This window comes from Aureimonas glaciei (genome assembly GCF_014643375.1).
Lineage (GTDB): Bacteria > Pseudomonadota > Alphaproteobacteria > Rhizobiales > Rhizobiaceae > Plantimonas > Plantimonas glaciei.
Window position 1 is genome coordinate 140,591 of sequence record NZ_BMJJ01000013.1, and the last position, 7,846, is coordinate 148,436.

7 protein-coding genes are annotated in these 7,846 nt (G+C 66.5%); 5 read left to right on the top strand and 2 right to left on the bottom strand.

What is annotated here, in order from left to right; genetic code table 11:
- Positions 1 to 342 precede the first annotated feature (342 nt).
- Positions 343 to 2,085 (top strand): methyl-accepting chemotaxis protein, encoded by a 1,743-nt coding sequence (locus IEX88_RS22305; protein ID WP_188854690.1) that lies wholly within the window; start codon positions 343 to 345, stop codon positions 2,083 to 2,085.
- A gap of 79 nt (positions 2,086 to 2,164) precedes the next feature.
- Here the strand turns inward: IEX88_RS22305 and IEX88_RS22310 are convergent, their stop codons facing one another.
- Complete coding sequence (locus IEX88_RS22310; RefSeq protein ID WP_188854691.1) at positions 2,165 to 3,064, bottom strand: polyprenyl synthetase family protein; 900 nt, start codon at positions 3,062 to 3,064, stop codon at positions 2,165 to 2,167.
- 214 nt (positions 3,065 to 3,278) lie between these two features.
- Here IEX88_RS22310 and IEX88_RS22315 point away from each other — a divergent pair, with 214 nt between their 5' ends.
- Both IEX88_RS22315 and rpmF read left to right on the top strand, forming a co-directional pair.
- Positions 3,279 to 3,980 carry a biosynthetic peptidoglycan transglycosylase gene (locus IEX88_RS22315; RefSeq protein WP_188854692.1) on the top strand — a complete coding sequence of 234 codons (702 nt, stop codon included), beginning with the start codon at positions 3,279 to 3,281 and terminating at the stop codon, positions 3,978 to 3,980.
- Positions 3,981 to 4,205: 225 nt separating this feature from the next.
- Entirely contained in the window at positions 4,206 to 4,391 is a 186-nt protein-coding gene (gene rpmF / locus IEX88_RS22320) for a 50S ribosomal protein L32 (RefSeq protein ID WP_188854693.1), read from the top strand.
- 315 nt (positions 4,392 to 4,706) lie between these two features.
- Here rpmF and phaR read toward each other — a convergent pair whose 3' ends face one another.
- Positions 4,707 to 5,294, bottom strand: coding sequence for a polyhydroxyalkanoate synthesis repressor PhaR (gene phaR, locus IEX88_RS22325; protein WP_188854694.1), 588 nt, complete (start codon positions 5,292 to 5,294; stop codon positions 4,707 to 4,709).
- A gap of 311 nt (positions 5,295 to 5,605) precedes the next feature.
- Here phaR and IEX88_RS22330 point away from each other — a divergent pair, with 311 nt between their 5' ends.
- Together IEX88_RS22330 and phbB are read left to right on the top strand one after the other, a co-directional pair.
- Positions 5,606 to 6,790, top strand: a complete 1,185-nt coding sequence (locus IEX88_RS22330) for an acetyl-CoA C-acetyltransferase (RefSeq protein WP_188854695.1) — start codon at positions 5,606 to 5,608, stop codon at positions 6,788 to 6,790.
- Between the two features lie 58 nt (positions 6,791 to 6,848).
- On the top strand, positions 6,849 to 7,574 hold the full coding sequence (phbB, locus tag IEX88_RS22335) for an acetoacetyl-CoA reductase (protein WP_188854696.1): 726 nt from the start codon (positions 6,849 to 6,851) through the stop codon (positions 7,572 to 7,574).
- The last annotated feature ends 272 nt before the right edge of the window (positions 7,575 to 7,846 follow it).

Here is a 7,846-nt window from a genome sequence, read left to right on the forward strand (position 1 = left end):
GCCGGCGCCCGGGAAACGCCGGCGGCCTCGCCGGCCGTGCATGCCTGCCGCCTTCTCGCGGGTGTCCAGAGACGAGTTTGCCGCGGCGAGGGGCAGGAGTGGGCCGCGTATGGCGCGGATTTTCGCGTTCAGCATTCGGAATACTTCTGGGCGTCAAGTTCGCTAAACGATAAGTCGAACAACTCCTCTTGATCAACACAACTAAAAATAGAAGGCGTCCGTTCGTTCGGATACATGACGTTCTAAAGAAAATACCACTCTAGGCAGCAAGCACTTAGCGTATTTTTAATGCTCACTGAGATATACTGATAACAATCACTTTTCGGGTTTGGAGACCTCCGCATGCTGGGCTTTGGCGCGTCCGATTCTGCACGAACGCTGGCAGCCATGGGCCGGTCCCTGGCCGTCATCGAATTCGACCTTTCCGGTCGGATATTGACGGCGAACCAGAATTTTTGCCGGGCCATGGGCTATGCGCTGTCGGAAATCGTCGGCCAGCATCACAGCCTGTTCGTCGCGCCCGACATGGTGCAGTCCGCGGCCTACAAGGCTTTCTGGGCGCAGCTGGGCCGGGGCGAATTCGTCGCCGAGGAGTTCGTACGGATCGCCAAGGACGGCCGCCAGGTCTGGCTTCAGGCGTCCTACAACCCGGTGACGACGGCTGGCGGCAAGGTCTACAAGGTGGTCAAGATCGCCACGGACATCACGGCGGCAAAACTGAAGGCGGCCGAGAATGCCGGCAAGATGGACGCGATCGCGCGCGCCCAGGGCGTGATCGAGTTCACGCTCGATGGCCAGATCCTCACCGCCAACCCCAACTTCCTGAAAGTGGTCGGCTATTCCCTTGACGAGGTGGTGGGCAAGCATCATCGTCTCTTCGTCGATCCGGCCTTTGCCGCCTCGCCCGACTATGCCGAGTTCTGGGCCAAGCTGCGACGGGGCGAATTCGTCGCGGAAGAATTCCGGCGGATCGGCAAGGGCGGCAAGGCCGTCCACATCCAGGCTTCGTACAATCCCATCTTCGACAGCAATGGCGCGGTGACGAAGGTGGTGAAATTCGCCGTCGATGTCAGCGCGCGGGTCAACGCCGTCAACGAACTGGGTGCGGGGCTCGGCCGGCTGGCCGAGGGGGATCTGACGCGCGCCATCGACAAGGCCTTCCTTCCGGCGCTTGAGCCCTTGCGGGTTTCCTACAACATCTCCGTCGATCGTCTCGGCGACACCCTGCGGGCCGTGGCCGGTGTGGCCAACGGCATCCACGCCGGCGCCGATCAGATCCGCCTGGCGGCCGACGATCTTTCCAGCCGCACGGAACAACAGGCGGCCGCCATCGAGGAGACCGCGGCGGCCCTGGCCGAGATCACCACGGCCGTGAAAACGTCGAGCCAGCGCGCGGACGAGGTCGGGCGCCTCGTCAACCGGGCGAAGGCCGGTGCCGAGCGTTCGGGACAGGTGGTGACGCGGGCGATCGACTCGATGGCCGCGATCGAAAAATCCTCCGAGGAGGTGGGCAAGATCATCGGCGTCATCGACGAGATCGCCTTCCAGACCAATCTGCTGGCGCTCAACGCCGGTGTCGAGGCGGCACGGGCGGGCGAGGCGGGGCGGGGCTTTGCGGTCGTCGCCCAGGAGGTGCGCGGACTGGCGCAGCGTTCGGCGGAAGCCGCCAAGGAGATCAAGAGCCTGATCTCGACCTCGTCGAAGCAGGTCGCCGACGGCGTCGAACTGGTTGGCGAGACGGGGCGGGCGCTGCAGGTGATCGTCGCCGAGGTCGACGAGATCGACGGGCACGTCAACTCCATCGTCGCGTCGGCCCGGAGCCAGGCAACCGGGCTCAACGAAATCAACATTGCGGTCGGCACGCTGAACCAGGGTACCCAGCAGAATGCGGCCATGGTCGAGGAATCGACGGCGGCGAGCAACGAACTGGCGGCCGAGGTGGTGGAGCTGAACCTCCAGCTCGGCAAGTTTCGGACGGACCGGGCGCCTGCCGCCCATCAGCGACAGGCTGGGCGTTCGGGCTCGCCGGTCCACGATCTCGAGTCGCGCGTGGTGGCCGCCTTCCCGCGCGCCGTGAAGGGCTAAGCGAGCCCCGCGCGGTCCGGCCAGAACCGTAGCCAGGAAGCGCCGCCGAGCGCTTGATCCGAAAGGTGGCCTTGCCGCTTTAGCTCTGCCGCGCGGCGATGAAGCGGGCCGCGTCGACGAGAACGGCGGCCCTTTCGCCATACGGCGCAAGGCATTCGCTCGCCTCGCCCACCAGCTGCTCCAGCCTGGCCCGTGTCCAGTCGTGGCCGTGGAGGGCGGGAAGGGTCTTCTTGCCGCGGGCGCGGTCCTTGCCGGCGGCCTTGCCGAGGGCGCTTGCCTCGGCGGTCTCGTCGAGGAGGTCGTCGGCGAGCTGGAAGGCGAGGCCGATGATCTCGCCAAAGCGGCGAAGGCGCCGACGGTCCTCTTCTGCCGCGCCGGCGAGGATCGGTCCCGCCTCGCAGGCGAAGGCGATCAGCGCGCCGGTCTTCATCGCCTGCATGCGCGAGATCTCCGCCTCGCCCAGCATCTCCGTCTCTGCGGCGAGATCGAGCGCCTGGCCGCCGACCATGCCGGCCGCGCCTGCTTCCCGCGACAGCGCCTCGATCAGCGTCAACCGGGCCTGCGGCGCGATCGCCTCGGCCCCGGCGACGAGCCCGAAGGACAAGGTCAACAGCGCGTCGCCGGCGAGAATCGCCGTCGCCTCGTCGAAGGCCTTGTGCACGGTCGGGCGGCCGCGGCGCAGGTCGTCGTCGTCCATGGCCGGCAGGTCGTCGTGGACGAGGGAATAGCAGTGGACGCATTCGAGTGCCGCCGCGACACCGGCGACGCCCGGGCCGGCGGCGCCGAACAGGCGCGCCGTTTCCATCACCAGGAAGGGGCGCAACCGCTTGCCGCCGGCCAGCGCGCCGTGCCGCATGGCTTCGGCCAGGCGGGCCGGGGTGCCCCGCATCAGCGGATGCGCGCCCTCCAGGCTTTCGGCGAGCACGGCCTCGATCTCGGCCGCCGCGTCTTTCAGCCGAAACTCGAACGCATTGGGCATTATTCTTCTCCCTGCCGCTCGGCCAAGCGGCAGGGCCGCCCGAGGATGCGACGGGCTTCGCCGATCCGCCGGCACAGGTCAAGCGGGCCGCGTTGCCGACGGTGGCACCAAGACGTTGCGAGTCCGGCCGCACGCCGATATGACCTCAGACGATCCTGCCGGCCGAAGAGGCCGGTACGCCGCGGCCGGTCCGCGGCCCAGCCGGAAAGCTCCCATGCTGCGACGCGCTCTCGGCCTTCTGATCGTCACCCTGGTCGTCCTCGTCGCCCTGCCGATCGCGCTCGTCCCGGTCTATGCCCTGCCGCTGGTCCACCCGATCTCGACGCTGATGCTGGCCGACTATGTGACGCTGAAGCCGGTATCGCGGACCTGGGTGGCGCTGGAGGACATCGCGCCGGTGCTTGTCCATTCGGTGATGATGTCGGAGGACGGCCAGTACTGCGCCCATGGCGGCGTCGACTGGAAGGAGTTGAACGCCGTCATCGATTCGACGCTGGAGGGGGAGGAGACGCGCGGTGCCTCCACCATCCCGATGCAGACGGCGAAAAACCTGTTCCTGTGGAACAGCCGCTCCTTCGTCCGCAAGGGCCTGGAAGTGCCGCTCGCCGTCTATGCCGACTTCATCCTGTCGAAGCGCCGGCTGATCGAGATCTACCTCAACATCGCCGAATGGGGCGATGGCATCTACGGCGTCGAGGCCGCGTCCTGGCACTATTTCGACAAGCCGGCCTTTGCGCTGACGGGCCGCGAGGCGGCGCTTCTGGCCGTCACCCTGCCATCGCCGAAGAAGCGCAATCCGGGCAAGCCGCCGCGCGGCCTGTCGCGGCTCGCCGGGGTCATCGAGGCGCGCGCCAAGCGCTCGGGCGACTATGTCGACTGCGTCGCGGTGCCGGCGCGGCGGGCCGACGCCGGCTAGAAAATTCGCGTCCGCCCTTCCCATGACGCCCGGCTTTTGCTATGGGCTGCGGCGAATTCCCGTCATTGCCGAACCTGGCGCGGTCGTCTTTCGATCGACGGTTCGGCGGCGCGAATACCAGGGATTGACCAAGGCCGACGCTGCGGGCCGATCCGTGGCACATGAACATTCCTCGCGGATGAGCCCCAGCGGCCCGTTCGCCCGACATCCGAACGGAAGAGACCCATGGCCGTACCGAAGAGAAAGACCTCGCCCTCCAAGCGCGGCATGCGTCGCTCGCACGATGCACTGAAGGCCCCGACCTACATCGAGGACAAGAACTCCGGCGAACTGCGCCGCCCTCATCACATCGACCTGAAGACCGGCATGTATCGCGGCAAGCAGATCATGACGATCAAGGAAAACGCCTGAATCTTTCGGGCTGTATCGCGGATTGAGGAGGCCGGGCGGCAACGCCCGGCCTTTGTCGTTTGAGCACGGTGGACATTGATCGCGCCGTCTTGACGGTGGTCATCCCGGGCTCGACCCGGGATCCAGTCCTCACCCGTTCGCAGCCCCGCTCCGGTCGACCGTCGGAGCGCGGCGGTGCCGGGGCATGGATCCCCGACGCTCCGCGTCGAGGATGACGAGATTTCGGGGGAGTCGCATGTGCTCAGGAGGGATCCCGGCCCAGCCTGGCTCCGCGGGCATTTCCGGCCTCGTGGGCGGCGACCCCTGTGCTCCGCCCTATTCGGGCTTCTTCGCGTCCAGCGCTTCCAGGCGCTTCTGCATGTCGGCGAGTTGCCGGCGCATGTCGGAGAGGTCCTCCTTGCCGGCGGGCGCCTCTTCGGCGGCGCCGTTCGGGCTGGCCGGCATGATGGCGGCGGCGAAGGGATTGAAGACCGTCATCGCCTGCCGGAAGATCTCGGTGTTGCGGCGCACCTGCGCCTCCATCATCTTCATCGGATTTTGGCCGGCGACACCGCCCACCTTGTCGCGAAAACCTTCCTGCTCGCGCGAGAAGGCGGTCATCGTCTGCTCGAGATAGCCGGGAATGACCATCTGCATCTGGTCGCCGTAGAAGCGGATGAGCTGGCGCAAAAAGGCGATGGGCATCATGTTCTGCCCGACCTTGTTCTCCTGCTCGAAGATGATCTGCGTCAGCACCGAATGGGTGATGTCCTCGCCGCTCTTGGCGTCCTGGACGACGAATTCCTCGTTGCCCTTCACCATGGCCGCCAGGTTCTCCAGCGTCACATAGGTGCTGGTGCCCGTATTGTAGAGCCGCCGATTGGCGTATTTCTTGATGACGGTGGTTTCCGCGTTTTTGGCCATAGTCGTTTCCCCATCCCGGTTACGCCCGTCGGTCTTGGCAGCCGACTTGGGACGTTTTGCACTGCGCCATGGAAATCATAGGCACAAAAACGGCGGGTTACCAAACCTTTCCGGCGTGAACGCCCCGGTGGTATTTCGCGCTGCATTTCCCACATGGGCATGGACCGGTTCGAGCCGGCGAACGAAGCGGGTTTCCATTCCCGCATTCATGTTTGACAGGCCCGGAAAGGCTCTGCGACAACGCTAGCCAAGAACACATGCGCCCGACGGGCGTTCGGCCCGACAGAGGCCCGACAGGGAAGGAAGTTTTCATGTCCAACGAACAATCCGTCGTCATCGTCGGCGCCGCCCGCACGCCGGTCGGCTCCTTCAACGGCGCCTTCGCCGACGTGCCGGCACACCAGCTCGGCGCCGCCGCCATCACCGCGGCTCTGGCCCGCGCCGGCGTCGACCCGCAGGAGGTCGACGAGGCGATCATCGGCCAGGTGCTCTCGGCCGGCGAGGGGCAGAACCCCGCCCGCCAGGCCGCGATGGCCGCCGGCATGCGCCAGGAGGCGACCGCCTGGGGCCTGAACCAGCTCTGCGGCTCGGGCCTTCGCGCCGTCGCGCTCGGCATGCAGCAGATCACCATGGGCGACGCGAAGATCATCGTCGCCGGCGGCCAGGAATCCATGTCGATGGCGCCGCATGCGGCGCATCTGCGCTCGGGCACGAAGATGGGCGACCTGAAATTCGTCGACACCATGCTGAAGGACGGCCTGCTCGACGCGTTCCAGGGCTATCACATGGGCACCACCGCCGAGAACGTCGCGCGGCAGTGGCAGATCACCCGCGAGATGCAGGACGAGTTCGCCGTCGCCTCGCAGAACAAGGCGGAGGCCGCGCAGAAGGCCGGCCGCTTCCAGGACGAGATCGTCGCCTTCACGGTCAAGGGCCGCAAGGGCGATACGGTGGTCTCCGAGGACGAGTACATCAAGGCCGGCACCACGCTCGACAAGGTGGCGAAGCTCCGCCCCGCCTTCGACAAGGAGGGCTCGGTCACCGCCGCCAATGCGTCGGGCATCAACGACGGCGCCGCCGCGGTGGTGCTGATGAGCGAGGCGGAGGCAGGGCGTCGTGGCCTGACGCCTCTGGTGCGCATCGTCTCCTGGGCGACCGCCGGCGTCGATCCCTCGATCATGGGCACCGGCCCGATCCCGGCGTCGCGCAAGGCCTTGGAAAAGGCCGGCTGGTCGATCGAGGACCTCGACCTCGTCGAGGCCAACGAGGCGTTTGCGGCGCAGGCCTGCGCGGTGAACAAGGAGCTCGGCTGGGACCCGTCGATCGTCAACGTCAATGGCGGGGCGATCGCCATCGGCCATCCGATCGGCGCCTCCGGCGCCCGCGTTTTGAACACGCTGATCCACGAAATGGCGCGGCGCCAGGCCAAGAAGGGCCTCGCCACGCTCTGCATCGGCGGCGGCATGGGCGTCGCGATGTGTTTCGAGCGCATGTAGAAGGCGGAAAACCGCACGGGCGGAGCGACCGCTCCGCCCATAAAACGGGGAGGGGACAATGGGCAGAGTGGCCGTCGTGACGGGAGGGACGCGCGGCATCGGCGCGGCCATCGCCAAGGCGCTGAAGGGCGCGGGCTATCAGGTGGTCGCCGGCTATGCCGGCAACGACGCTGCGGCCGAGGCCTTCAGCCAGGCGAACAACATTCCGGTGCGCAAGTGGGATGTTTCGAGCTTCGAGGAGTGCAGCGCCCATCTCGCGGCGATCGAGAAAGATCTCGGCCCGGTCGAGGTCCTCGTCAACAATGCCGGCATCACCCGCGACGCCATGTTCCACAAGATGACGCTCGAGCAGTGGCAGGCGGTGATGGGGACCAATCTCAACGGCCTGTTCAACATGACGCGGCCTGTCTGGGACGGCATGCGCGCCCGCGGCTTCGGCCGCATCATCAACATCTCCTCGATTAACGGCCAGAAGGGGCAGATGGGCCAGGCGAACTATTCCGCCGCCAAGGCCGGGGACATCGGCTTCTCCAAGGCGCTGGCGCTGGAGGGCGCGAAAAAGGGCATTACCGTCAACACCATCTGCCCCGGCTACATCAACACCGACATGATGGCGACGATCCCCGAGGAGGTCATGCAGAAGCAGATCCTGGCGCATATCCCGGTCGGCCGCCTCGGCGAGCCCGAGGAGATCGCCCGCTGCGTCGTGTTCCTGGCCTCGGATGATGCCGGCTTCATCACGGGATCGACGATCACGGCCAATGGCGGGCAGTATCTGGCGTAAGAGCACGGCCGCTCTGCCCTCAGTCCTCGGCCGCCGCAGGAGCGCAGCGTTGCCGCTGCTTCTTCTCCCCTCCGGGGAGAAGGTCGCGGCAGCGGGATGAGGGGAGCGCCTCCGTTTCGGGCCGCGCATATCTTTCCGCGGCGTCGCCTTCGGCGCCCCTCATCGGCCTGCCTGTCCAGCGGATTGATGAGTAACAGAACTGCCCGGATGGATGGGTTACACTTCTTCGGCTTTGGAAGGGTCCCGGTCTGCGTCGGTCGGGAGTTTTGGTT

What these genes read in the sequence shown, in the direction of transcription:
- rpmF (WP_188854693.1), top strand. Translation starts at nt 4,206, where the DNA reads ATGGCCGTACCGAAGAGAAAGACCTCGCCCTCCAAGCGCGGCATGCGT.
- phbB (WP_188854696.1), top strand. Translation starts at nt 6,849, where the DNA reads ATGGGCAGAGTGGCCGTCGTGACGGGAGGGACGCGCGGCATCGGCGCG.
- phaR (WP_188854694.1), bottom strand. Translation starts at nt 5,294, where the DNA reads ATGGCCAAAAACGCGGAAACCACCGTCATCAAGAAATACGCCAATCGG.
- IEX88_RS22330 (WP_188854695.1), top strand. Translation starts at nt 5,606, where the DNA reads ATGTCCAACGAACAATCCGTCGTCATCGTCGGCGCCGCCCGCACGCCG.
- IEX88_RS22305 (WP_188854690.1), top strand. Translation starts at nt 343, where the DNA reads ATGCTGGGCTTTGGCGCGTCCGATTCTGCACGAACGCTGGCAGCCATG.
- IEX88_RS22310 (WP_188854691.1), bottom strand. Translation starts at nt 3,064, where the DNA reads ATGCCCAATGCGTTCGAGTTTCGGCTGAAAGACGCGGCGGCCGAGATC.
- IEX88_RS22315 (WP_188854692.1), top strand. Translation starts at nt 3,279, where the DNA reads ATGCTGCGACGCGCTCTCGGCCTTCTGATCGTCACCCTGGTCGTCCTC.